The organism is Flavobacterium sp. W21_SRS_FM6 (genome assembly GCF_052119645.1).
Taxonomy (GTDB): Bacteria; Pseudomonadota; Gammaproteobacteria; order Enterobacterales; family Alteromonadaceae; genus Paraglaciecola.
Genome location: NZ_JBGQOM010000001.1, coordinates 342,588 through 366,141 on the forward strand (window position 1 = coordinate 342,588; position 23,554 = coordinate 366,141).

General features: G+C 42.3%; 18 protein-coding genes, 1 tRNA gene and 1 riboswitch. Of the genes, 4 read left to right on the forward strand and 15 right to left on the reverse strand.

Annotated elements, in window-relative coordinates:
- Positions 1-18: 18 nt before the first annotated feature.
- Positions 19-258: riboswitch (cobalamin riboswitch) on the forward strand.
- From ACEN2L_RS01495 to ACEN2L_RS01510, 4 genes are all read left to right on the forward strand, one after another.
- The gene (locus ACEN2L_RS01495) at positions 223-2,208 is read left to right on the forward strand and encodes a TonB-dependent receptor plug domain-containing protein (protein WP_441741450.1); all 1,986 of its coding nucleotides are present in this window, start codon (positions 223-225) and stop codon (positions 2,206-2,208) included. It overlaps the preceding riboswitch by 36 nt.
- Before the next feature lie 537 nt (positions 2,209-2,745).
- Positions 2,746-3,174, forward strand: a complete 429-nt coding sequence (locus ACEN2L_RS01500) for a phosphate ABC transporter substrate-binding protein (protein ID WP_306023212.1) — start codon at positions 2,746-2,748, stop codon at positions 3,172-3,174.
- 15 nt (positions 3,175-3,189) lie between these two features.
- Complete coding sequence (locus tag ACEN2L_RS01505) at positions 3,190-4,311, forward strand: topoisomerase IV (RefSeq protein ID WP_306023213.1); 1,122 nt, start codon at positions 3,190-3,192, stop codon at positions 4,309-4,311.
- A gap of 217 nt (positions 4,312-4,528) precedes the next feature.
- Positions 4,529-5,152, forward strand: a complete 624-nt coding sequence (locus tag ACEN2L_RS01510; RefSeq protein WP_306023214.1) for a thiol:disulfide interchange protein DsbA/DsbL — start codon at positions 4,529-4,531, stop codon at positions 5,150-5,152.
- A gap of 262 nt (positions 5,153-5,414) precedes the next feature.
- Here ACEN2L_RS01510 and ACEN2L_RS01515 read toward each other — a convergent pair whose 3' ends face one another.
- The 15 genes from ACEN2L_RS01515 to ACEN2L_RS01585 form a co-directional block, all read right to left on the reverse strand.
- Positions 5,415-5,543: a hypothetical protein gene (locus ACEN2L_RS01515; protein ID WP_441741451.1), complete on the reverse strand. Its 129-nt coding sequence runs from the start codon at positions 5,541-5,543 to the stop codon at positions 5,415-5,417.
- A 208-nt stretch (positions 5,544-5,751) separates the two neighbouring features.
- The gene (tuf, locus tag ACEN2L_RS01520) at positions 5,752-6,936 is read right to left on the reverse strand and encodes an elongation factor Tu (RefSeq protein WP_441741452.1); all 1,185 of its coding nucleotides are present in this window, start codon (positions 6,934-6,936) and stop codon (positions 5,752-5,754) included.
- A 67-nt stretch (positions 6,937-7,003) separates the two neighbouring features.
- Positions 7,004-9,109, reverse strand: a complete 2,106-nt coding sequence (fusA, locus tag ACEN2L_RS01525) for an elongation factor G (RefSeq protein ID WP_441741453.1) — start codon at positions 9,107-9,109, stop codon at positions 7,004-7,006.
- A 12-nt stretch (positions 9,110-9,121) separates the two neighbouring features.
- The gene (gene rpsG, locus ACEN2L_RS01530; protein ID WP_306022835.1) at positions 9,122-9,592 is read right to left on the reverse strand and encodes a 30S ribosomal protein S7; all 471 of its coding nucleotides are present in this window, start codon (positions 9,590-9,592) and stop codon (positions 9,122-9,124) included.
- 78 nt (positions 9,593-9,670) lie between these two features.
- Complete coding sequence (gene rpsL / locus ACEN2L_RS01535) at positions 9,671-10,045, reverse strand: 30S ribosomal protein S12 (RefSeq protein WP_306022836.1); 375 nt, start codon at positions 10,043-10,045, stop codon at positions 9,671-9,673.
- Between the two features lie 209 nt (positions 10,046-10,254).
- Positions 10,255-14,442 carry a DNA-directed RNA polymerase subunit beta' gene (gene rpoC / locus ACEN2L_RS01540; protein WP_306022837.1) on the reverse strand — a complete coding sequence of 1,396 codons (4,188 nt, stop codon included), beginning with the start codon at positions 14,440-14,442 and terminating at the stop codon, positions 10,255-10,257.
- A 96-nt stretch (positions 14,443-14,538) separates the two neighbouring features.
- Positions 14,539-18,567: a DNA-directed RNA polymerase subunit beta gene (gene rpoB / locus ACEN2L_RS01545; RefSeq protein WP_441741454.1), complete on the reverse strand. Its 4,029-nt coding sequence runs from the start codon at positions 18,565-18,567 to the stop codon at positions 14,539-14,541.
- A gap of 281 nt (positions 18,568-18,848) precedes the next feature.
- The gene (rplL, locus tag ACEN2L_RS01550) at positions 18,849-19,220 is read right to left on the reverse strand and encodes a 50S ribosomal protein L7/L12 (protein ID WP_441741455.1); all 372 of its coding nucleotides are present in this window, start codon (positions 19,218-19,220) and stop codon (positions 18,849-18,851) included.
- 52 nt (positions 19,221-19,272) lie between these two features.
- A complete protein-coding gene (rplJ, locus tag ACEN2L_RS01555) occupies positions 19,273-19,791 on the reverse strand; it encodes a 50S ribosomal protein L10 (protein ID WP_306022840.1) in 519 nt (172 codons plus the stop codon).
- A 338-nt stretch (positions 19,792-20,129) separates the two neighbouring features.
- Positions 20,130-20,819 (reverse strand): 50S ribosomal protein L1, encoded by a 690-nt coding sequence (rplA, locus tag ACEN2L_RS01560; protein WP_306022841.1) that lies wholly within the window; start codon positions 20,817-20,819, stop codon positions 20,130-20,132.
- 4 nt (positions 20,820-20,823) lie between these two features.
- Positions 20,824-21,252: a 50S ribosomal protein L11 gene (gene rplK / locus ACEN2L_RS01565; protein WP_306022842.1), complete on the reverse strand. Its 429-nt coding sequence runs from the start codon at positions 21,250-21,252 to the stop codon at positions 20,824-20,826.
- 294 nt (positions 21,253-21,546) lie between these two features.
- A complete protein-coding gene (gene nusG, locus ACEN2L_RS01570) occupies positions 21,547-22,083 on the reverse strand; it encodes a transcription termination/antitermination protein NusG (RefSeq protein WP_306022843.1) in 537 nt (178 codons plus the stop codon).
- A gap of 3 nt (positions 22,084-22,086) precedes the next feature.
- Positions 22,087-22,464, reverse strand: a complete 378-nt coding sequence (gene secE, locus ACEN2L_RS01575; protein WP_306022844.1) for a preprotein translocase subunit SecE — start codon at positions 22,462-22,464, stop codon at positions 22,087-22,089.
- A gap of 83 nt (positions 22,465-22,547) precedes the next feature.
- Positions 22,548-22,624 (reverse strand) — tRNA-Trp (locus ACEN2L_RS01580).
- 203 nt (positions 22,625-22,827) lie between these two features.
- Positions 22,828-23,532 carry a hypothetical protein gene (locus ACEN2L_RS01585; protein WP_441741456.1) on the reverse strand — a complete coding sequence of 235 codons (705 nt, stop codon included), beginning with the start codon at positions 23,530-23,532 and terminating at the stop codon, positions 22,828-22,830.
- Positions 23,533-23,554 lie beyond the last annotated feature (22 nt).

A 23,554-nucleotide genomic window follows, 5' to 3' on the forward strand; every position in this document is an offset into this window, starting at 1 on the left:
TTTACTTGTCTTTTCAATATACTGCGCCGCGTTTAAGGTGCCTCGATAGTACTAACCCAGTTTCTACTATCAGGTTAAACGGGAAGTTGGTGAATATCTTAAGGTACTAAGATGTAAAGCCTACGCTGCCCCCGCAACGGTAAATAAGACATGTTTTGCAGGCATACCACTGTTCGATCGAATGGGAAGGTTGCAAAGCAGTCCAACATTGTTTGGTCACTTATGAGCCCGGATACCGGCCTTAATCTGGTGCTAAACCAGCATAGCTTGTTTAGTTTGTATTTTATGTACTCGGGCGGAGTGCATCAATTAGGCCTAAAATTAATGAAATCAATGAATTACCGCAATAGATCGTGTTGCATCAGCTTATTTTGTAGCAGCGTGATTTTTACCCCTTCTGTACTTGCCAATACGCTTAGTCCTTCCTTATCCAATGCAGAACTTGAAACAATAACTGTGGTTTCTAGCAAAATCCCCTTGTCAATGCGAGAACTCGCAACCAGTGTAAGTGTGATTGAAAAAGAAGATATTGAAGCGCGAGGGAATATATCCTTAGCCGATGTTATGCGTCACGAAGTGGGAGTCGGCGTGTCAAATTCTGGTGGTATCGGCAAAAACACCACCTTGCGTGTTCGTGGTGAAGATGGCTTTAGAACCAAAGTCTATATCGATGGCGTGGAGCTAAGCGATCCTACGGCCCCGCAAGTCACGCCTATCTTCGACGATATGTTGACTACATTTATCGATAGAGTTGAAATTCTTAGGGGTCCGCAAGGCTTGATGTATGGGGCTGATGCCGGTGGGGTGGTAAGCATTACCACCAAACAAAGCGAGATGGGTTTAACAGGATCGGTAAACACACAAATTGGCAGTTACTCAAGCTCTCTATTAAGTGCAGATATTGGCTATGCCAATAAAACAGGACACATTTATGTAGCCGCAGCGCAATTTGAAACCGATGGGTTCAATGCCCAAACAGCAGATGAAACTGGCGACAAAGACGGGTATCAAAACACAAGCTTACATTTGAATACAGGCCTTCAGATAAACGAGTCACTTTTACTAAATGTTGTCTTGCGTAATGTCGATGCTGAAAATGAATATGATGGCTGCTTTGACAATACCACTTTTACCCCCGTTAACGCTTGCCGAACCGAAAGCGAAAATCAAACGGCTCGATTATCATTGCAATATGAACATAAGAATATGCATCACCAGTTAGGCTATGCAAAAACCGATGTCGAACGTCAATATTTTAGTCAAGACCAGTTTAGTTTTGCCAGCGAAGGCGAGATCAATAAGGTTGAATACAGGGGGTATATCAACTTAGCTGAGCAAAAAATCATTTGGGGTGCTGATAATGAATCACAGAAATTGGTCAGCTCTGGGGAGCAAAGAGAACAAACGGGGCTCTTCGCCGAGTACCAAGCCTCTTGGCACGACCAATTTTTTATGACCGCGGGCGTACGTCATGACGACAATGAGACTTTTGGTAGCCACCATAGCTATCGTTTAAGTGCGGCTTATTTACTGCCATTAAATGCACAAGAGCTAATTAAGCTTAAATCGTCTTACGGCACAGGTTTTCGCGCCCCAAGTTTATACGAGCAAGCCTACAATGATGGAGACTATGCCTATGGAGATGCGGCGGGCTTGCAACTTAAAGAAGAGACCAGTAAAGGCTTTGATATTGGCTTAGATTACAGTAATCATTCACAGAAAATGTCTTTGGTTTACTTTAATCAATCCATTGCTAACGAAATCTATTTTGATAGTTTGGCCTACACCGGTTATCTACAAAATAGTCTATCTAGCAATTCTAAAGGTATCGAGTTTGAATTAAGCCAAACGCTTTTCCGTGACATAACACTGTGGTCTAATTATACCTATAACCACACACAAACCAATGCAGATGAGGAGCGTATTAGACGTCCCAAGCACCAAGCTAATGTAGGTGTGCAAACCGCGTTACTAGACGATATGTTGACACTTAATGTAACACTTAAAGTGGTAAGAGATCTGGTGGATATTGGTGGTGTAAGACTTGACGATTACCACTTAGTTAACTTCACTTCTCTTTATACGTTTAACGAGCTCATTCAGTTTACACTTCGCGCAGAAAACCTATTTGATCGCCACTACCAAGATGTTGTTGGATTTAACACTGCTGGCCGCGCTTTTTACGTCGGTGCTGCCATTACTCTGTAATCTTTCTTATTCGCAAGGGGAAACCCCTCCCCTTGCAAGATATTTTCATTTCAACCTTGCTCTTTCTGAAAATTGTCTATAATTCGGGGGCTTAAGTTCGTTTTAGCTATAAATTGATTTTAATCTAATCTTTTTTGTTACCTTCGTAGTCATGTGGATACGCAGGTTTAGTCACATTAAAAGCGAACAATGGAACCAAAAAAATTGCAGGAAACGTGTACGTTTTTGATGATGAGAAATGGTCATTAAATCGGCAATAGTCAGCGAGTATTTGCCTTCCAATAGATAGGAAAAAGCGAAATGAATAAAAAACATACAGGATACAGATCAATAACTAGGTATACATATACATACCCATTAAGCCAGACACCGGGCACCTAATACGGCATAATTCGCGCCCTCGAATTCACCTGACAAACTTTATTAACTGAGACGAGCTAGAACCCATTAAAAATAACGCATTATTTTTAATGTGTTTCAGACTTCTGAAATAACAAAAGTGATGTTCTTTTTTAAACACATATAAGGGTAACCACCATGTTAAAAAAAACCTTAACTACCACACTGATTAGCGCTGTTATTGGGTGCTCAATCTCGTTTTATAGCAATGCAGAAGTCGTTCTGATTGTTCATCCTTCGAACGATGCCTCTATTGATGCTAAAACCGCTCAAAGGATTTTTTTAGGAAAAGAAAATAAGTTTTCAAATGGCAAAGAAGCGCTACCAATTAATCAGGTACCAGAATCAGCTAGTCGCGCATCGTTCGATACCGACACCCTAGGCAGAAGCTCTACCCAAGTAGCGGCTTATTGGTCGAAATTAGTTTTCACTGGTAAAGGAATTCCCCCTAAAGAGGTTAACAACGATGCGGAAGTGATTGCCATTGTATCAGGCAATCAAGATGCCGTTGGTTATGTTGATAGTGCATCGGTTACTGGTGCTGTTAAAGCCATTTCACTGAACTAATTAGGAAGATAAAAAATGAAAAAATTAATCGCATTAAGTGTACTGACACTTGCTAGTTTGTCAGCACAAGCTGAAGTTCGCATAAACGGCTTTGCCAATTTAATTGGCGGTATTACCAGCTCTGATGACGTTGTTTACGGTTACGATGACAGCATTTCCTTTACCGATGAGAGTTTATTCGCTATCCAAGTAAGTGGCGACATTAATAGTAAAATGACAGCAACGGCACAAATGGTCGCTCGTGGTTCCGACGATTATAGTCCAGAGTTTGAATGGGCATATATGACGTATCAAGCAACTGACAAATTAGCTATTTCTGCTGGTCGCATTCGTTTACCACTGTTCCGCTATTCTGCATCATCTGATGTAGGCTATTCTTATCACTGGGTATCTGCGCCTCGTTCTGTTTATGATGTAGGTTTTAGTAACGTTGATGGTGTTAAGTTTGATTACAGCACCTACTCAGGTGACTGGGAATACAATCTACAAGCAGTAGCGGGCACTTACAACTCAGACTTTCTAGGTGGTGATTTGTCTGGTAAAAACTTATTGCTTTTCTCTGCTGAAGCAACTTACGAGTGGTTTAAAATGCGTGGGGTATACGGCACTAACAAGTCTACTTATAGCCGTACTGACATCGATGGTACTCTTGGCACATTAACTAGCTTAGGTTTGCCTGAATTAGCTGACGACCTTGCCCTTGACAACAACACTGGTACTTTCTTTGGTTTTGGAACTGAAGTTGACACCTTCGATTATTTTGCCAGCGCAGAAATTACCATAACGGAAAATAAAGATTCCTTCAGCCCCAAAGCCACCGCATTCTATGTTACTGCGGGTATGCGCTCAGGCAAGTTTACGCCTTCAATTACCTATGAAAAGTTTAAAGAAGACGATCAGTATAAGTTCTTAGACCGTGTTGCTGCTGCTCCAGAGGCGCTTAGACCTACCGCAACAGCCATAACTGTTGGTTTACAACAAGCTGTGATGAACGAGTACAGTGTTATCACTGCCGGCGTTCGTTATGATGTTGACACTAACGTTGCATTAAAAGCAGACTTAAGTAAGTATTCTGATGATTTAAATGACTCCTTAGATGCTACGTTATTACGCTTTGCGATTAACTACGTTTTCTAGTCGAAAATGCTTGATATAAAATGAGCTAACAGCTTGTCAGTTCAAGAAGGTCGTACTAAGTACGACCTTCTTTTATTTCAAGCGCCAACACAATACATTTAACACTCATTTACAATCTTGTCTAAAACAGACTATCGGTATTTTATACTAGCTATGGTAACCTCCCATATTAGTCCAAGTTTTACCTTTAAATTAGCCTTAAGAGATAATATTGAAAATGAAGAAAATCTTACTAAGTTTACTCATCGCTGTTTTAATTCCTTTACAAGCCTGTGCACAAGAGACATGGAAAGAAGGCACTCACTACACAGTCATTAGTGACGAGGCTACTGCTAAACCAGAGGTGCTTGAGTTCTTTTCTTACTGGTGCCCACACTGCTTTCAGTTTGAGCCACTTGTAAAAAGCATTAAAGCAAAATTAGACAGTGACACGACATTTACCAAGGTTCATGTCAATTTTATGCGCTTTACAACTGAAGCGATCCAAGATGATGCCACACGTGCATTAATGGTTGCCCGTGCTCTTAAACAAGAAGAAGCAATGAATAAGGCAATCTTCAATTATATTCATGTTCAGCGCTCCACTGTTGCGGGCAGTAAAGACCTTCAAAACGTATTTGCCGTAAATGGAGTTGAACCCGCCGAGTTTACAAAATTAAGCGCTAGCTTTGGCGTAAATAGCATGCTGCAAAAAAACAACAAAACGGTAGATCAGTACCGTAAGCACTTAAGCGGTGTTCCTAACTTTATTGTTAACGGTAAATACCAAGCGAAATTTGCCGCAGGCATGAAAGAAGAAGATTTTGTTGATTTGGTTGTCTGGTTGACAAAGCAAAAATAATACTTCGACTCTGAAAGACAGGCTTAAAGAAAAGACTTACTGGTAAATACCAGCAAGTCTTTTTCGCCTACATTGATTCAGCCCCAATTTGATCGACCATAATCGTATAGTCTACGGATCGTTTTTGCCATGGTCGTTATTCAAGGGTAATGACTTTCGATATACCTCTTTTAGCTGTAATTGTTTTAGCCTAGGTAAAAACGCTTAACGCCGAATTGAATTGTTAGCAATCACTCTCCAACATGAATAGTTGTTCAGCCCACTAATCGTTATACAGGCGATAATTCCAACTACAAACCCGCCACACTTCATCAACAACTTGTTCTAAGCCCAAACCAGCTATACACCGTAAATTGACTACATTACTGCACGATGCTGCAACTACAGACATAACATCGCCAGTAAGATGCGTTTTTACTCATCATTACCTAACCCGATTTAGCGATGATTTAAGCGATTGAACATCACATCCACGTGATGAATTGAGGTACGAACAGGATACGTCAGTCAATTGGACTTGAGCGGCGTTTTACAAGAATAGTAAGCATAAAAAAAGGCCACCGAAGTGACCTTTTTTAGAACGTGAGTTAAATCAGCTATTAAGCGATGATTTTAGCTACTACGCCAGCACCTACTGTACGGCCACCTTCACGGATTGCGAAGCGTAAACCTTCGTCCATCGCGATTGGGTGAATCAACGTAACAACAAATTTAAGGTTGTCACCAGGCATTACCATTTCTACGCCTTCTGGAAGCTCTACAGCGCCAGTTACGTCAGTTGTACGGAAGTAGAACTGTGGACGGTAGCCTTTGAAGAATGGAGTATGACGGCCACCTTCATCTTTAGACAATACGTAAACTTCGGCTTCGAAAGTGGTGTGGGGCTTGATTGAACCAGGCTTACACAATACTTGACCACGCTCTACGTCTTCACGCTTAGTACCACGTAGTAACACACCTACGTTTTCACCAGCACGACCTTCGTCAAGCAATTTACGGAACATTTCTACACCAGTACACGTAGTCGTAGTTGTATCTTTGATACCAACGATTTCTACTGGCTCACCTACTTTAACGATACCTTGCTCAACACGGCCTGTTACAACAGTACCACGACCTGAGATTGAGAATACGTCTTCGATTGGTAAGATGAACGGACGGTCAATGGCACGCTCTGGCTCTGGGATATAAGTATCAAGGGCTTCTGCTAACTCAACCACTTTTGCTTCCCATTCTGGGTCGCCTTCAAGGGCTTTTAACGCTGAACCTTTGATTACGGGCAAGTCGTCGCCTGGGAAATCGTATTCAGAAAGTAATTCACGTACTTCCATTTCTACTAGCTCTAACAACTCTTCGTCGTCAACCATGTCACATTTGTTCATGAATACGATGATGTAAGGTACGCCAACCTGACGACCTAGCAAGATGTGTTCACGAGTTTGTGGCATAGGACCATCTGTCGCCGCTACTACTAATATTGCGCCGTCCATCTGAGCTGCACCGGTGATCATGTTTTTAACATAGTCAGCGTGTCCAGGACAGTCAACGTGTGCGTAGTGACGTGCAGGTGTGTCGTATTCTACGTGTGAAGTATTGATTGTAATACCACGCTCACGCTCTTCTGGAGCGTTATCGATTGCTGCGAAGTTCTTCGCAGTTCCGCCGTAGGTTTTTGCCAATACAGTTGTGATAGCTGCAGTTAAGGTGGTTTTACCGTGGTCAACGTGGCCGATAGTACCTACGTTTACGTGCGGTTTAGTACGTTCAAACTTTGATTTTGCCATTTTACAATTTTCCTAAGTTAAAAGTCCGGCCCCTATATAGATAGATAACCGGACCAGACCTTCATTATTAAGAGTGTCTAGCGTCAATAATCGCTTTAGCCACGTTATTGGGCGCTTCTGCGTAATTAAAAAATTCCATTGAGTATGACGCACGGCCCTGAGTTGCAGAACGCAGTGCAGTTGCATAACCAAACATTTCTGACAATGGCACTTTAGCACGAATTATTTTTATTCCAGCTAAACCGTCTTCCATGCCTTCAATCATTCCGCGGCGACGATTTAAATCGCCAACCACATCACCCATCCAATCCTCTGGCGTGGTGACTTCTACTTTCATGGTAGGTTCAAGTAATACAGGATTCGCTTGCGCAGCACCATTCTTGAAACCCATAGAACCAGCGATTTTAAACGCCATTTCTGAAGAGTCAACATCATGGTAAGAGCCGTCGAACAGAGTCACTTTTACGTCAAGTACCGGATAGCCCGCCAACGCACCATTTTGTAACTGTTCTTGAATACCTTTATCAACCGCTGCGATATAGTCTTTAGGCACTACGCCACCGACTATTGCATTCGTAAATTGGTATCCAGCCCCTTCTTCATTGGGTTCTAAGGTTAACCATACATGGCCATATTGTCCTTTACCACCAGACTGACGAATGAATTTACCTTCGGCATCGACTTTAGAGCGTATTGTCTCTCTATAGGCTACCTGCGGCTTACCGACATTACATTCAACGTTAAATTCTCGTTTCATGCGATCAACAATAATATCGAGGTGTAATTCCCCCATACCAGAGATGATAATTTGCCCTGTTTCTTCATCCGTTTTGACTTTGAAAGAAGGATCTTCAGCGGTAAGTTTGCTTAACGCTATGCCCATCTTTTCTTGGTCAGCTTGAGAGCGCGCCTCAACTGCAATTGATATTACAGGCTCAGGAAACTCCATGCGTTCTAGGGTGATTATATGGTTTGGATCACACAGGGTATCACCCGTTGTGACATCTTTTAAACCTATAGCTGCAGCTATATCCCCAGCTCGAACTTCTTTTAGTTCAACCCGGTCTTTAGCATGCATCTGCACTATACGTCCAAAGCGTTCACGCTTAGCTTTAACTGGGTTATAAACCGCGTCACCGCTGTTTACCACACCTGAATAACAACGGAAGAAGGTCAGTGTTCCAACAAAGGGATCACTGGCTATCTTAAACGCTAAAGCTGCAAATGGCGCTTCATCGTCAGCAGGTCTTTCTGCTTCTGTTTCATTTTTATCATCGAGTATTCCCTTAATGGGTGGCACATCAGTTGGCGATGGCAAATATTCAATGACAGAATCTAGAACAGCTTGAACACCCTTATTTTTAAAGGCAGAACCACATGTAGCTAAAACGATCTCATTGTTTAAAGTGCGTTTACGCAAGCCAAATTTAATTTCTTCCTCAGTCAGCTCTTCGCCTTCTAAGTACTTATCCATTAATTCATCCGTTGCTTCCGCAGCAGCCTCAACTAATTCAATACGCATCGCTTTAGCTTGCGCTTCTAAATCAGCAGGAACTGGTTCATAGCTGAACGTCATACCTTGGTCGGTATCACTCCAGTTAATCGCTTTAAACTTAATTAAATCAATAACACCTTTGAATGTCTCTTCTGAACCTATATTCAAATGAATAGGCACACAGTTAGCACCCAAACGAGTACGAATTTGCTTTATTACACGTTTAAAATCAGCACCAGCTCGGTCCATCTTGTTAACAAATACAATACGCGGAACGTGGTACTTATTAGCTTGACGCCATACAGTTTCTGATTGAGGTTCTACACCCGATGAACCGCAGAATACGACCACGGCACCATCAAGCACACGCAAAGACCGCTCAACTTCAATTGTAAAGTCAACGTGCCCAGGCGTGTCTATGATATTAATACGGTGTTGCTCGTACTGTTTGTCCATCCCTGCCCAAAAACAGGTGATAGCCGCTGACGTTATAGTAATACCACGTTCTTGTTCCTGCTCCATCCAATCCATGGTGGCTGCACCATCATGTACCTCACCAATTTTATGGGATACACCGGTGTAAAACAAAACGCGCTCAGTTGTCGTGGTTTTACCCGCGTCAACATGAGCAACAATACCAATATTTCGATAACGAACAATGGGGGTAATACGAGCCATAGCTTTTTCTTACTACCAGCGATAGTGAGCGAAAGCTTTGTTAGCTTCAGCCATACGGTGAACGTCTTCACGTTTTTTAACCGCAGAGCCTTTGTTTTCAGCAGCGTCGAGCATTTCAGCTGCAAGGCGTTGAGCCATTGATTTTTCGCCACGTTTACGAGCAGCGTCTACTAACCAACGCATACCTAACGCATTACGACGAACTGGACGAACTTCTACTGGAACTTGATAAGTAGAACCACCAACACGACGAGATTTAACCTCAACCGTAGGACGGATGTTGTCTAGTGCATCTTCAAATACGTCTAAGTGTGCTTTGCCAGCTTTCGCAGCAACAATTTCTAGTGCACCGTAAACGATCTTTTCCGCAGTCGATTTTTTGCCGTCTAACATAACGACATTCATAAATTTAGCGAGTAACTGTGATCCGAACTTAGGATCTGGTAGGATTTTTCGTTGACCTACAACTCTTCTTCTTGGCATCTTTAATTCTCCGTAGAATTTTCAGGGATATCCCAAAACTCAATTAATACTTAGTTTGGCCTTACTAACGGAGAACCGTTAAGACTTAGGCCTTTTTGCGCCGTATTTAGAACGGGCTTGTCTACGCTTAGTAACACCTGCACAGTCCAAAGTACCGCGCACAGTGTGGTAACGCACACCTGGTAAATCTTTAACACGGCCACCACGGATAAGAACAACACTGTGCTCTTGTAGGTTATGGCCTTCACCACCGATGTAAGAAGAAACTTCAAAACCGTTGGTTAAACGAACACGACAAACTTTACGTAATGCAGAGTTTGGCTTTTTTGGTGTGGTGGTATATACACGAGTACATACTCCACGACGTTGTGGACAAGCTTGCAAAGCAGCGACGTTGCTCTTCGTCTCTGGTGCTTGGCGAGGCTTGCGCACTAACTGGTTAACTGTTGCCATTAACTAGCTCCTGATTAAAATTACGACTGATTACCCTTTTATGGGCCTATAACGCGAAAAATCCGCGCCCTCGATTTGGATTACCAAATTTTGGGTCGCGGAAGTCTAATGATCAAAGTGGGGGCTGTCAAGTAAGAGTGCCGCTAAACTGCATATAATATGGGTTTAGCGGCTTTATCTTGCTTTTCAGATCCTAAGCGATCGATTCTCTATTCATCAATTTCAGAAGATTCATTCACTTCTGCATTTAACGCTTCGCTCAAAGCTGCTTCGGCATCTGATGCAGAAACTGAAGGCTCTGGGAACGGATTACGAGCTGCTAATTTAGCTGCTGTCCGTTTTTGGTGATACGCAAAACCGGTACCCGCTGGAATCAAACGGCCTACAATAACGTTCTCTTTCAAACCACGTAGTTCGTCTTCTTTACCTTGCACCGCTGCTTCGGTAAGAACACGAGTCGTCTCTTGGAAAGATGCTGCTGAAATAAATGACTCAGTAGACAAAGACGCTTTAGTGATACCCAACAATTGAGTTTCATATTGCGCGGGGATTTTGCCTTGCTTCTCTATTTCACGGTTAGCAATCTTAACATTTGAGACTTCTACTTGCTCACCTTCAAGGAAGTTAGTATCGCCTGCATAGGTAATCATACACTTACGCAACATCTGGCGAATAACCACCTCGATATGCTTATCGTTAATTTTTACACCTTGCAAACGGTAAACTTCTTGAACTTCGTTAACAATGTAATTTGAAACCGCAGAGATACCACGTAAACGTAAAATATCATGAGGCGACTCTGGACCGTCCGCAATAACTTCACCTTTTTCAACGTTTTCACCTTCGAATACGTTGAGGTTACGCCATTTAGGGATCATTTCCTCATAAGGCTCACCTTCTTTAGGTGTAATTACTAAACGTTTCTTGCCCTTAGTTTCTTTACCAAAGCCAATGGTTCCAGATACTTCAGCAAGAATAGCTGGCTCTTTAGGCTTACGTGCTTCGAACAAGTCAGCAACACGAGGTAGACCACCCGTAATATCTCGAGTCTTAGAACTTTCTTGCGGTATACGCGCTAGAACATCACCTGGTTTTGCCATCATGCCATCAGTGGCTTCGATAGTTGTAAAACTAGGTAAACGAATTTCTTGTAAACCAAACTCATCACTTTCAAGGATCAGCTTAGGTTCTTTAGCATTCGCTTTAGACAAGTCGTTAACCACGATACGGGTTAAACCTGTAAGATCGTCTTGCTGCATTTCAGTGTTACTGTCATCGATATCAGCAAAGCTAATTTTCGCTGCGCGTTCAGTAACGATTGGATGCGAGTGCGGATCCCAGTTTGCCACTACTTCACCAGAAACAACTTTTGAACCGTCGTTAGTGGTCAGTATTGCACCGTAAGGGACTTTATAACGCTCTTTCTCACGACCTTGATCATCAATGATAGTGATCTCAGTTGAACGTGAAACAATAACCACTTTGTCATCTGTATTTCGAACGTATTTAGCATTATGTAGCTTCAGCGTACCAGTGGTTTTAACTTGAACACTGTTTTCTGCTGATGCTCTAGATGCCGCACCACCGATGTGGAACGTACGCATGGTAAGCTGAGTACCCGGCTCACCGATTGATTGTGCTGCAATAACACCAACCGCCTCACCATGACCAACCATGTGACCACGAGCCAAATCACGACCATAACATTTAGCACAAACACCAAAGTCATTTTCACAAGTGATAACAGAGCGAACCATAATTTGGTCGACTGAGTTAGCCTCTAACATGTCTACTAATGCTTCATCTAACAGAACATTACGTTCAACTAGTACTTCATCAGAGCCAGGCTTGATAACATCTTCAGCGACAGTACGACCCAATACGCGTTCACGTAATGGCTCAACAACATCACCACCTTCGATTAACGGTGTCATTTTAACACCTTCGAAAGTACCGCAGTCATCGTTATTAATAACCAAATCTTGGGCTACGTCTACTAAACGACGAGTTAAGTAACCCGAGTTTGCCGTTTTCAGAGCCGTATCGGCCAAACCTTTACGAGCACCGTGAGTAGAAATAAAGTATTGCAGTACGTTCAAACCTTCACGGAAGTTGGCGGTGATTGGTGTTTCGATGATTGAACCGTCTGGCTTAGCCATCAGACCACGCATACCAGCCAACTGACGAATCTGAGCAGCACTACCACGAGCACCAGAGTCGGCCATCATAAACACTGAGTTAAAAGACGCTTGTTCTTCCATCTCTCCATCACGGTTCATGACTTTTTCGGTTGACAGGTTGGTCATCATGGCTTTCGCAACACGCTCGTTCGCGTTAGACCAAATATCGATAACTTTGTTATAACGCTCACCCGCAGTCACCAAACCTGATTGGAACTGCTCTTGGATCTCACGGACTTCTGCTTCTGCTTCTTCGATAATGTCTTTCTTAGCTGCAGGAATAACCATGTCATCAATACCAACAGAAGCACCAGCGATCATCGCATAGTGAAAACCGGTATACATGATTTGGTCAGCAGTGATAACCGTATCTTTCAAACCTAGGGTACGGTAACAAACGTTTAATAAACGTGATATTGCCTTTTTGCCCATAGCTTGGTTGATGGTTTCAAAAGGTAAACCTTTTGGCAAAATCAACGACAAGATAGCGCGACCAACAGTGGTATCGGTTAATGTGACTTTTTCAATTTTGTTACCCTCTTCGTCAAAATCGTATTCAGTGATACGAACTTTGACACGAGCATGTAACTCAGCCGCTTCGGTACGGTAAGCTTTTTCTGCTTCGTGCGGACTAGTAAATACCATGCCTTCACCACGACCATTTACACGGTCACGAGTCATGTAATACAAGCCCATTACAACGTCTTGTGAAGGAACAATGATCGGCTCACCGTTCGCTGGAGACAAAATGTTGTTAGTTGACATCATTAAGGCACGAGCTTCAAGCTGCGCTTCGATGGTCAATGGAATGTGTACTGCCATTTGGTCACCATCGAAGTCAGCGTTATACGCCGCACATACGAGTGGATGCAATTGGATTGCTTTACCTTCGATTAAGATAGGTTCAAAAGCTTGAATACCTAATCTGTGAAGTGTGGGTGCACGGTTAAGTAAAACTGGGTGTTCACGAATAACTTCGTCAAGAACATCCCAAACTTCCGGATCTTCACGTTCAACTAATTTTTTAGCTGCTTTAATCGTAGTTGCTAAGCCACGGCCTTCTAACTTTCCGTAAATAAACGGCTTAAATAGCTCAAGTGCCATTTTTTTAGGTAAACCACACTGGTGCAAACGTAGCGTAGGACCAACGGTAATAACCGAACGACCTGAATAATCAACACGTTTACCTAATAAGTTCTGACGGAAACGACCTTGTTTACCTTTGATCATATCAGCCAAAGATTTTAAAGGGCGTTTGTTAGAACCAGTAATCGCACGACCGCGACGACCATTATCTAATAAAGCATCAACAGCCTCTTGCAACATACGTTTTTCGTTACGTACGATAATGTCTGGTGCAGCTAGATCTAAAAGACGCTTTAAACGGTTGTTACGGTTAATAACACGACGGTATAAATCGTTAAGATCAGAAGTCGCAAAACGGCCGCCATCCAATGGTACCAAGGGACGTAAGTCTGGTGGTAAAACAGGAAGGACAGTCAAAATCATCCACTCTGGTTTGTTACCAGATTGTTGAAATGACTCAAGTAATTTTAAACGCTTGGTAATCTTCTTACGTTTTGTTTCAGAATTAATACTGGGCAATTCTTCACGCATAGAAGCAACGTCGGCATCAACGTCTAGGGCTTTTAGCAATTCAAAAACTGCTTCCGCTCCCATTTTGGCTTCAAATTCGTCGCCATGTTCTTCTAAGGCATCCAAGTATTCTTCTTCATTAAGAAGTTGGCTACGTTCAAGTGTTGTCATACCCGGTTCAGAAACCACGTATGATTCAAAATACAAAACGCGTTCAATGTCACGCAATGTCATATCTAACATCAAACCAATACGAGATGGTAATGATTTTAGGAACCAAATATGTGCAACCGGACTGGCTAATTCAATGTGACCCATGCGTTCACGACGCACTTTGGTTAATGTAACTTCAACGCCACATTTTTCACAGATTACACCACGGTGCTTAAGGCGTTTATATTTTCCACATAAACACTCATAGTCTTTTACCGGACCGAAAATACGTGCACAGAATAAACCATCACGCTCAGGTTTAAAGGTACGATAGTTGATCGTTTCTGGCTTCTTAACTTCCCCAAAAGACCACGAACGGATCATATCAGGTGAGGCAAGGCCAATTTTGATATTGTCGAATTCTTCAGTCTTATTTTGTTGCTTAAGAAACTTTAATAAATCTTTCACATTTCTCTCCCAGCGGAGTCAGTTGCAAATGTCCGGTATTAGGTACCGCGTACCCAAATACCGAACTATCCTGTCTATCAGCTCAGTAAGAGCGGTTTATTGCTCTTCTAATTCGATGTTGATACCTAGCGAACGAATTTCTTTCAACAATACGTTGAATGATTCCGGCATACCAGGTTCCATACGATGATCACCGTCCACAATGTTTTTATACATTTTGGTACGACCATTCACGTCATCGGATTTAACGGTTAACATTTCTTGCAAGGTATAGGCGGCACCATATGCTTCAAGTGCCCACACTTCCATCTCTCCAAAACGTTGTCCACCAAACTGTGCTTTACCACCTAGAGGCTGTTGCGTTACCAAGCTGTAAGAACCAGTAGAACGAGCGTGCATTTTGTCGTCAACTAAGTGGTTCAATTTCAGCATGTACATGTAACCAACAGTCACAGGGCGTTCAAATGCACGACCAGTACGGCCATCAAACAAGGTAATTTGGCCGCTTTCAGGCAGATCAGCAAGGGTTAACATGTGTTTAATTTCGGCTTCTGTCGCGCCATCAAACACTGGCGTAGCCATTGGCACACCCTTACGCAAGTTACCTGCTAGACGGGTAATTTCGTCATCGCTGAAACTGTCTAAATCAACTTCTTGGTGAGACTTGCCTGCACTGTAAACCTCTTTTAAGAAGTTACGTAGCTTTGACATTTCTTCATGTTCTTTCAACATGCGATCGATTTTCACACCGATACCACTCGCTGCCATACCAAGGTGAGTTTCAAGTACCTGACCGATGTTCATACGCGAAGGTACACCCAACGGGTTCAATACGATATCAACCGGTGTGCCGTTTTCGTCGTAAGGCATATCTTCAACAGGTTTAATGGTTGAGATAACACCTTTGTTTCCGTGACGGCCCGCCATTTTATCACCAGGCTGGATATGGCGTTTAACGGCCAAATACACTTTAACTATTTTAAGCACGCCTGGTGCTAAATCATCACCTTGGGTAATTTTACGGCGTTTGGTTTCGAACTTCGTATCGAAATCGGCTTTGATTTCAGAATGCTGTTCAGCAATTTGATCCAATTCAGTTTGAGCGTCGTCATCTTTCAACGTTAAATCAAACCATTTCTCTCTTGGAACATTGTCTAAACGCGCTTCGTCAATGCCTGCTTTTATCAATACGTTTCGGGCGCGAGCAAAAATACCATCAGCAAGAATATTAAATTCATCTGATAAGTCTTTTTTGACTTCACGTAGTTGCATATCTTCGATTTCACGAGCACGTTTGTCTTTTTCAACACCATCACGGGTGAATACTTGAACATCAATAACGGTACCGTGAACACTGTTAGGTACACGTAGAGACGTATCTTTAACATCAGACGCCTTCTCACCAAATATCGCACGTAAAAGTTTTTCTTCTGGCGTTAATTGGGTTTCACCTTTAGGAGTGACCTTACCTACTAGGATGTCGCCGCCTTTAACTTCAGCACCGATATATACAACACCAGACTCATCTAACTTACCTAGTGCCGATTCGCCGACATTAGGAATATCAGCTGAAATCTCTTCTGGCCCAAGCTTGGTATCGCGCGCAATACAGCTAAGTTCTTGAATATGGATAGAAGTAAATCTGTCTTCCATCGCTACACGCTCAGAAATTAAGATCGAGTCTTCGAAGTTGTAACCATTCCAAGGCATAAATGCGATACGCATATTTTGACCTAACGCCAATTCACCCATATCGGTTGAAGGACCATCGGCCAAAACATCACCAGCAACAACCGGCTCACCAACGTTACACGTCGGACGTTGGTTGATACAGGTGTTCTGGTTAGAACGGGTGTACTTAGTCAAGTTATAAATATCGATACCTGCTTCACCAGCAGTCATTTCATGTTCATTAACTTTAATTACAATACGGCTAGCATCAACGTAGCTTACAGAACCACCACGTTTAGCAACAACAGTTACGCCTGAGTCAACGGCTACTGTTTTTTCCATACCTGTTCCGACCAAAGGCTTTTCGGCGCGTAAGGTTGGAACAGCTTGACGTTGCATGTTTGCACCCATCAATGCACGGTTTGCATCGTCGTGTTCTAAGAACGGGATAATACTTGCCGCTACTGATACGATTTGTTGAGGTGATACGTCCATGTAAGTGATTTGGTCACTTGACATTAACGTTGTCTCACCACGGTAACGACAAGGAATCAAATCTTCTGCCAATTTACCGTTTTCATCTAGTACGACGTTAGCCTGTGCAATCGCAAACTGGCCTTCTTCAATAGCAGACAAATAGTCGATTTCGTCAGTAACAACACCGTCTATAATTTTACGATAAGGGGTTTCAAGGAAACCAAAATCGTTAGTACGTGCGAAGCTTGCCAAAGAGTTAATCAAACCAATGTTTGGTCCCTCTGGTGTTTCGATTGGACATACACGACCGTAATGAGTCGGGTGTACGTCACGTACTTCAAAGCCTGCACGCTCACGAGTCAAACCACCTGGACCTAATGCAGAAATACGACGTTTGTGCGTCACTTCTGATAAGGGGTTATTTTGATCCATAAATTGCGACAATTGGCTAGAGCCGAAGAATTCTTTCACTGCTGCCGAAATAGGCTTAGCGTTAATTAAATCTTGAGGCATAACCGCATCTAAGTCACCTAGACTCAAACGCTCTTTAACTGCACGTTCAACACGCACTAATCCAACACGAAATTGGTTTTCTGCCATCTCACCAACCGAACGAATACGACGGTTACCTAGGTGGTCGATGTCATCAACTTCGTCTTTACCATCACGAATGGTAATTAGTTGTTTTATTACCGCTACGATGTCCATTTTGCTCAAAGTACCTTCACCGGTCAGTTCTTCACGACCCAAGCGACGGTTGAACTTCATGCGACCTACTGATGACAAGTCATAGCGGTCTGAAGAAAAGAACAAGTTGTTGAACAAGGTTTCAGCTGCATCTTTAGTAGGTGGCTCACCAGGACGCATCATGCGGTAAATTTCAACTAATGCTTCTAACTTATTTGATGAACTATCTATTCTCAAGGTATCAGATATATAAGCACCGTGATCTAATTCGTTGATATACAAAGTGTCAAAACTAGTAAAACCAGCTTCTTTGATCGCTTCAATATTTTCCAACGTTAATTCATCGTTAGCACTAACGATAACTTCGCCAGTTTCTTTACTAACATAATCTTTAGCAAATACACGACCAACTAGATAAGTAGCGGGTACTTCTAGTTCTGTAATATTTGCTTTTTCTAGAGCGCGAGTGTGTCTTGCAGAGATACGACGCCCTGCCTCAACCAACACATTACCTTTGGCATCTAGAATATCAAACTGTGCGGTCTCACCACGAAGACGGTCTGGCACGATATCTGATAAAAACTTGTCGTCTGCAATGCGAACTTGGTTTTTCTCGAAGAATAAATCAAGAATCTCTTCTGTTCCCATTTCTAATGCACGTAGGATGATAGTCGCAGGTAGTTTACGGCGACGGTCAATACGTACAAAAAGGTTATCTTTAGGGTCAAATTCAAAGTCCAACCACGAACCACGGTAAGGAATAACGCGCGCGTTATACAATACTTTACCTGATGAGTGAGTTTTACCTTTATCGTGATCAAAGAACACGCCTGGAGAACGGTGCAATTGCGACACGATAACGCGCTCAGTTCCATTGATAACGAAAGTACCGTTATCAGTCATGAGTGGAATTTCACCCATGTAGACTTCTTGCTCTTTGATGTCTTTGACTGTGCCTGGCGCTGCTTCTCTATCAAACAACACTAAGCGGAGCTTTACACGTAAGGGAGCTGAATAAGTTACACCGCGTATTTGACATTCTTTAACATCAAATATGGGGTCACCTAAACGATAACTTACATATTGCAATTCAGCGTTACCAGAGTAACTTTTTATTGGAAAAACGGATCTAAATGCTGCTTCCAGTCCATGTTGACCATCGGTATCGAGGTCAATAAATTTCTTAAAAGAATCTAATTGGATTGAAAGTAGATACGGTATTTCCAATACCTGTGGGCGTTTGCCAAAATCCTTACGGATACGTTTCTTTTCGCTATAAGAGTAAACCATGGGTTCCTCAGCCTGCCGATTTTTGACCCAACTTGCTCATTAGAATTGACTAATAAAGCAAACTTCCACCATCCTTAAAGCTTGTCTGCAACGCATTGACCAAATTCATTAAGAGGCTTACTTAACTTATTGGTTTTATTAATGTTTGTAGACAATTTGCACCGAAAAACTAGAACCGATATCAAAGGATGAAAATATCAAATCCTACAGCGCAAAAAGGCTGGTGACTATTAAATCACCAGCCTATGCCATTTCAGGCAACTAATCTGTCGTTAGGCAGATTATTTAAGCTCAACTGTTGCACCAGCTTCTTCAAGCTCTTTCTTAAGTGCTTCAGCGTCAGCTTTTGCGATGCCTTCTTTGATCGCTTTTGGAGCAGCTTCAACTAAGTCTTTAGCTTCTTTCAAGCCAAGGCCAGTTGCGCCACGTACGCATTTGATAACAGCAACTTTGTTCGCACCGAATGAAGTCATTACAACGTCAAATTCAGTTTGTTCAGCAGCAGCTTCAGCAGCGGCTGCAGGAGCAGCAGCAGCAACAGCGGCAGTCGCAGTTACACCGAATTTTTCTTCGGCTGCAGCGATTAATTCAACTAATTCCATTACTGGCATTTCAGCAATAGCGTTCAAGATATCTTCTTTGGTTAGAGCCATTTCTCTAAACTCCTGGGGTTAATGTTAATATTCAAAAATACAAAGAGCCAAATTATTTGGTTTCTTTGATCGCCGCCAATACACGCGCAAACTTGGAAGGCACTTCGTTGATTGTTTGAACGAATTTGCCAACCGGCGCTTTGAAGGTAGCAAGTAATCTTGCCAACGCTTCGTCGCGGGTAGGTAGAGAAGCTACTGCATCCAATTTTTCTGGACCCAATAAACCACTACCGATGGTCAATGCGGTAACTTTAAGCTTGCTGTTAGTTTTACTAAAGTCTTTGAAAAGACGGGCTGCACCACCAGGTGCCTCCATAGAAAAACCATAAATCAACGGACCAACTAAGGCACTGTCGATGTCAGCAAAATTACTGTCTGCTAAAGCACGTTTTGCAAGAGTGTTACGAATTACACGAATGTAAACACCTTGTTCACGGGCTTTAATACGCAGGGCAGTTAGTTCCCCAACTTCCATTCCACGGTATTCAGCGACGGCAACGGATAGAGCTTTAGACGCAACATCGCTTATCTCTGCTACGATCTCTTTCTTTGCTGCTAAGCCTAGTGCCACTGAGTTCACCTCTTAAAGTCTGAAAAATCATTTCATTTCTGTCGAAATATCATTTTCAGGATTCACAGATAGATACTGTTAGTAAAATAAACCTCATTTTAACAACAATACCGCTCTACGGTGTTCGTTAATCCCAGAGAGTCTGAGTCGAAATCACCGTCTGCGCAGGCTGTTAGTTTAAGCAAACTGTTAATGCGAAAGTTCTCTTACTGCTTCCACCAGTTTACGCCTGCGGTCTTGGACGGGAGTCTAAGTTTGCGAACAAACCAGACTCCAACCCATAACCTTTACAGAGAAGCAGTTAAACTCTAAGGTTTAACTGCCAGAACAAATCAACCTTAAAGGCTGCCTTGCTCAATAGCTATACCTGCGCCCATTGTGGTGCTCAAGCTAACTTTCTTAATAAATACACCTTTTGCTGATGAAGGCTTAGCACGCTTAAGTGCTTCCAACAGAGCGTTAAGGTTTTCTTCAATTTGTTGTGGTTCAAAAGCGATTTTACCAATGCTAGCATGGATAATACCATTTTTGTCATTACGGTAACGTACTTGACCTGCTTTTGCATTTTTAACAGCGGTTACTACGTCTGGAGTTACCGTACCCGTTTTAGGGTTAGGCATTAGACCACGTGGACCTAAGATTTGACCTAATTGACCAACAACACGCATTGCATCTGGAGAAGCAACAACGACGTCAAAGTTCATTTCGCCTTTCTTAACTAATTCTGCTAAGTCTTCCATACCAACGATGTCAGCGCCAGCAGCTTTTGCAGCTTCAGCATTTGCACCAGAGGTGAAAACCGCAACGCGAACGTCTTTACCAGTACCATTTGGAAGTACTGTTGCACCACGAACGTTTTGATCAGATTTACGTGCATCGATACCAAGATTAACTGATACATCGATGCTTTCTGCGAATTTAGCTGTCGCTAATTCTTTTAATAAAGCAACAGCATCATTAAATGAGTATTCTTTACGTGAATCAACTTTGCTGCGCACTAAACGCATACGTTTTGATAATTTAGCCATTGTCTTATCCTTCTACTACTAAGCCCATGCTGCGTGCAGAGCCAGCGATGGTATTAACAGCTGCATCTAAACTTGCTGCTGTAAGATCTGATTCTTTCGCTTTAGCAATATCTTCTAATTGCGCGCGAGTCACCTTGCCTACTTTTTCAGTATTTGGACGACCAGAACCACTCTTGATACCTGCGGCTTTTTTCAATAAATAAGAAGCTGGAGGTGTTTTAGTTTCAAAGGTAAATGAACGATCTTCATATACAGTGATAACAACAGGAACTGGAGAGCCTTTCTCCATGTCAGCTGTTTTAGCATTAAATGCCTTACAGAATTCCATGATGTTAACACCTTTTTGACCCAACGCAGGACCAACTGGTGGACTTGGGTTAGCAGCGCCAGCTGCAACCTGTAGCTTAATTAAGCCAGTGACTTTCTTTGCCATGATTCATACTCTCAAATTTGGGTTAAACGCCTCGTAATCACTGAGGATGATTACTCAATCGGCTTCCCGTTCCATAAAAAGGGCGCAAATTATAGATGAAGCCCAAGGGCAACACAAGTGCTATTGTTGACTTTTTATGCTTTTATGCTTGTGCGGTTTATTGATAATGACGCCGCGTACTAAGTGCCAACCCCCATCTTATTTTATCAACGAGATTCGTTCTTCTGTTGCTGAAAATAAAAAGATGCCATAAAGGCATCTTTTATAGATTATAAACCGATGAGGTTGAAGGAATTAGCCTTTTTCTACTTGACCAAACTCTAATTCTACAGGTGTCGAGCGACCAAAAATCAATACTGATACTTTCAGGCGGCTTTTTTCATAATCGACTACTTCAACTACGCCATTAAAGTCAGCAAACGGGCCTTCAGTAACACGAACCACTTCACCAGGTTCAAACATGGTTTTAGGTTTAGGCTTGTCATGTGACTCTTCTAAACGGTTAAGAATGGCATTTGCTTCTTTGGTTGTAATGGGCGCGGGACGATCCGATGTGCCACCAATAAAACCTAATACACGAGGGATACTTTTCACTAAATGCCATGAATCTTCATTCATATCCATTTGTACCAATACATAACCAGGGAAAAATTTGCGTTCGCTCTTACGTTGTTGACCAGAGCGCATTTCTACCACTTCCTCAGTCGGAACTAAAATATCGCCAAAGTAGTCTTCCATCGCGTTCATTTTAATGTGTTCAAGTAAGGTTTTTTGAACTCTACCTTCGTAGCCAGAAAAGGCTTGTACGACGTACCATTTTTTGTCTGACATCGTTTATATTCCCAAACCAGTTATTAATGAGACCAACTCAACAATCACCATATCCAGCAGATATAGCAAAAGAGACATGACAGCCGTTGCAATAAGCACAATGATGGTTGTTTGAGTTGTTTCTTGGCGTGTTGGCCAAACCACTTTGCGCACTTCAATTCGAGCATCTTTAGCAAACGTAATAAATGCACTACCTTTGGTTGTAGTCGCTGCGATAAAAAGCGCAACAGCGACAGCAATTACAGCAATCGAAGCACGGATTACAACTGACTCTTCTGCGAACAGATGGTTGGCTGCAACAATACCGCCCAATATACCTAAGGCTACCAACCATTTGACTACGTCTAATGGGTTGGAGTTATTTTCTGTGTTTTCGCTCATGCTAGACCCTAATTCTCATTCTATTTAGTTGGACTCATAAGCCGTTTTCTGAACGCTTAAAGTCTGTCACATATTGCCTAAAGTGGCAGGGGCGGAGGGATTCGAACCCCCAACCATCGGTTTTGGAGACCGCTGTTCTACCAATTGGAACTACGCCCCTAAAATCTCGTTGCCTTCCTAAAGAGAAAGCCTACATTTTAGTTACATCAGCCTTGGGTAATTATAGATTTTTTAGGAAAAATTCTGAATCACTATCAAGGCGGGACGCGTATTATACTGATTAAAAGGCTTTATACAACAACTGATCTTGATCAAGCTATTTAGTCAAGCTAAGGACGTTAAAACGCGCTGAATGCTCTAAGATTATCTATCGTTATCTACTTGATCAGCGACGTTCGATTCCGCTATCACTTGGCTAATAGCTTGTTCGACATCGGCTTTTAAAAACTGGTATTTAGGGTGCAGAATATGGAATGAGTCGGTTCTAAATAATTCAAAAAAGCGGTAACTGAGTTTATCCACTTTCCCCATAAGCTCTTCTGTTAGTATGTAAACCCCGTATTCAAAGCGCTTTTCCGTAATTAATTGTGGGATTACGGCAAGATTATTAATCAAATAAAAGCTAATTTCTAATTGCTTACCATACCATCGGTTTAAACCACTTTGACTGGCTGCAGTTGACACTAATAGTTTTTTTGGGTCTCTCAGAATGCTAGCATCGCAGGTGAGGTGGGGTTGGCACAACACGACAAAAACTGAGCTGACTAAAGGGGGTTCTACCAACACAAATTCTGGATAGTCTTTCAGCAGTAGACGGCTAAAAACCACGTCGCCATCCACGAGTCCATTTTTAATCGCTCTGAGATTGCGGTTAGACGGCTGTTCTACAAATTCTGTTTTAATACCAAGACTGTCATAAGCTTTTTGGATGATAGGTATTAATTCAGCCACTATAACCGGGTGGTTGACGTAATAGAACGTCATTTTTTTTGGCCTGACTAATTCTTGGCTATAAATAGTAAAAGACGTGCACCACAAAATCACTAGGCTTGCGAAGACTATTTGCAAACTTATCCCCTTATGTAAATTA

What these genes read in the sequence shown, in the direction of transcription:
- ACEN2L_RS01495 (WP_441741450.1), top strand. Translation starts at nt 223, where the DNA reads ATGAGCCCGGATACCGGCCTTAATCTGGTGCTAAACCAGCATAGCTTG.
- ACEN2L_RS01500 (WP_306023212.1), top strand. Translation starts at nt 2,746, where the DNA reads ATGTTAAAAAAAACCTTAACTACCACACTGATTAGCGCTGTTATTGGG.
- ACEN2L_RS01505 (WP_306023213.1), top strand. Translation starts at nt 3,190, where the DNA reads ATGAAAAAATTAATCGCATTAAGTGTACTGACACTTGCTAGTTTGTCA.
- ACEN2L_RS01510 (WP_306023214.1), top strand. Translation starts at nt 4,529, where the DNA reads ATGAAGAAAATCTTACTAAGTTTACTCATCGCTGTTTTAATTCCTTTA.
- ACEN2L_RS01515 (WP_441741451.1), bottom strand. Translation starts at nt 5,543, where the DNA reads ATGTCTGTAGTTGCAGCATCGTGCAGTAATGTAGTCAATTTACGGTGT.
- tuf (WP_441741452.1), bottom strand. Translation starts at nt 6,936, where the DNA reads ATGGCAAAATCAAAGTTTGAACGTACTAAACCGCACGTAAACGTAGGT.
- fusA (WP_441741453.1), bottom strand. Translation starts at nt 9,109, where the DNA reads ATGGCTCGTATTACCCCCATTGTTCGTTATCGAAATATTGGTATTGTT.
- rpsG (WP_306022835.1), bottom strand. Translation starts at nt 9,592, where the DNA reads ATGCCAAGAAGAAGAGTTGTAGGTCAACGAAAAATCCTACCAGATCCT.
- rpsL (WP_306022836.1), bottom strand. Translation starts at nt 10,045, where the DNA reads ATGGCAACAGTTAACCAGTTAGTGCGCAAGCCTCGCCAAGCACCAGAG.
- rpoB (WP_441741454.1), bottom strand. Translation starts at nt 18,567, where the DNA reads ATGGTTTACTCTTATAGCGAAAAGAAACGTATCCGTAAGGATTTTGGC.
- rplL (WP_441741455.1), bottom strand. Translation starts at nt 19,220, where the DNA reads ATGGCTCTAACCAAAGAAGATATCTTGAACGCTATTGCTGAAATGCCA.
- rplA (WP_306022841.1), bottom strand. Translation starts at nt 20,819, where the DNA reads ATGGCTAAATTATCAAAACGTATGCGTTTAGTGCGCAGCAAAGTTGAT.
- rplK (WP_306022842.1), bottom strand. Translation starts at nt 21,252, where the DNA reads ATGGCAAAGAAAGTCACTGGCTTAATTAAGCTACAGGTTGCAGCTGGC.
- nusG (WP_306022843.1), bottom strand. Translation starts at nt 22,083, where the DNA reads ATGTCAGACAAAAAATGGTACGTCGTACAAGCCTTTTCTGGCTACGAA.
- secE (WP_306022844.1), bottom strand. Translation starts at nt 22,464, where the DNA reads ATGAGCGAAAACACAGAAAATAACTCCAACCCATTAGACGTAGTCAAA.